Raw genomic sequence first — 1,273 nt, forward strand, 5'->3', positions numbered from 1 at the left:
TGTTCGTCACCGCGGCGGCGGCCTCGCTGCTCGTGAGCTGCGCCGAGCACGGCGGTGACGGGGCATCCGCGGCCCGCCCCGGTGGCACGCACGTGACATCCCACCCCTCCGCCGCGCGAAGCGGTTCGGTCCCGGTGCGCCTGCGGATTCCCGGTATCGGCGTCGACACCCCGGTCATGCGGCTCGGGCTGGCACAGGACGGCAGCGTCCAGGTGCCCCCGATCACCGCGCACGACCGGGCGGGCTGGTACCAGAGCTCCCCGACGCCGGGACAGACCGGCCCGTCGGTGATCCTCGGTCATGTCACGGTCGGGTCCTACGGGGACGGCGTCTTTCGCCGGCTCGACCGGCTGCGCCGGGGCGACGAGATCACCGTGCGCCTGGAGAACGGCTCCTCGGCCGAGTTCACCGTCACCTCCGTACGGACCGTCGCCAAGGCCGAGTTTCCCACGGAGGCGGTGTACGGCGACGTCGACCGGCCGGAGTTGCGGCTCATCACCTGCGGCGGCCCCCGTACCGGCGACGGCTATTCCGACAACGTGATCGTCTTCGCCGCGTCGCACCCCACGCGTCGCTGACCGGTCGTCACCCGCCTGGATCCCGGGCCGAGGGAACGTGCGCCGTGGAGCGTGCGGCCTCGGTCCGGGGTCTTCCCCACGGGTAGCCTCGCGCATCCGGGCGCCAGAAGTACCCCCCACCCCCATGGAGAGTGTTGAAACGGTCCCGTGAGAAGGCGGCAGCAGAGCTGTTCGCCGTTCTCTACCCGCGCCTGGCCGGCTGGTGCCGCCGTCTGGTTGACGACGACGAGACCGCCCACGAGATCGCCTCGGAGGCGTTCACCCGCCTCTGGGCCCGCTGGACTTCAGTGTCGGAGCCCCGGGGCTTCCTCTACGTCACGGCCGCCAACATCGTCCGCGACCACTGGCGCCGCCTGGAGCGTGAACGCAGGGCCATGCGCCGCGCCACCGTGGAGGCATCCGTCCTGCCGCCCACCGAGCAGAACGATCCGTCGGTCCGGCTGCTCGTCCAGGCGCTCCCCGAACGACTGCGCATACCGACCCTCCTGCACTACTACGCTGACTTGCCGATCCGGGAGGTGGCCGTGCTGACCGGGCGCAAGGAAGGGACCGTCAAGGCCGACCTGCACGCGGCCCGTGAACTGCTCCGCGCCCACTTGAGGAGAAGCCTTGATCGCATACAGTGACGAGGGTCCGGACTTCGAACCCGACGACCCCCTCGTCATCATGCGGCCCCCGCATGATGACGAGGGGGT

2 protein-coding genes are annotated in these 1,273 nt (G+C 70.9%); both read left to right on the forward strand.

Annotation, left to right across the window (positions count from 1 at the left end; translation table 11 throughout):
• The coding region (locus CCN33_RS28935) for a class F sortase (RefSeq protein ID WP_107484016.1) at positions 1-578 on the forward strand (578 nt) is incomplete at its 5' end.
• Between the two features lie 134 nt (positions 579-712).
• Positions 713-1,204 carry an RNA polymerase sigma factor gene (locus CCN33_RS28940; RefSeq protein WP_086696335.1) on the forward strand — a complete coding sequence of 164 codons (492 nt, stop codon included), beginning with the start codon at positions 713-715 and terminating at the stop codon, positions 1,202-1,204.
• Positions 1,205-1,273: the final 69 nt, after the last annotated feature.

Source organism: Streptomyces recifensis (genome assembly GCF_002154615.1).
GTDB lineage: Bacteria > Actinomycetota > Actinomycetes > Streptomycetales > Streptomycetaceae > Streptomyces > Streptomyces griseoluteus.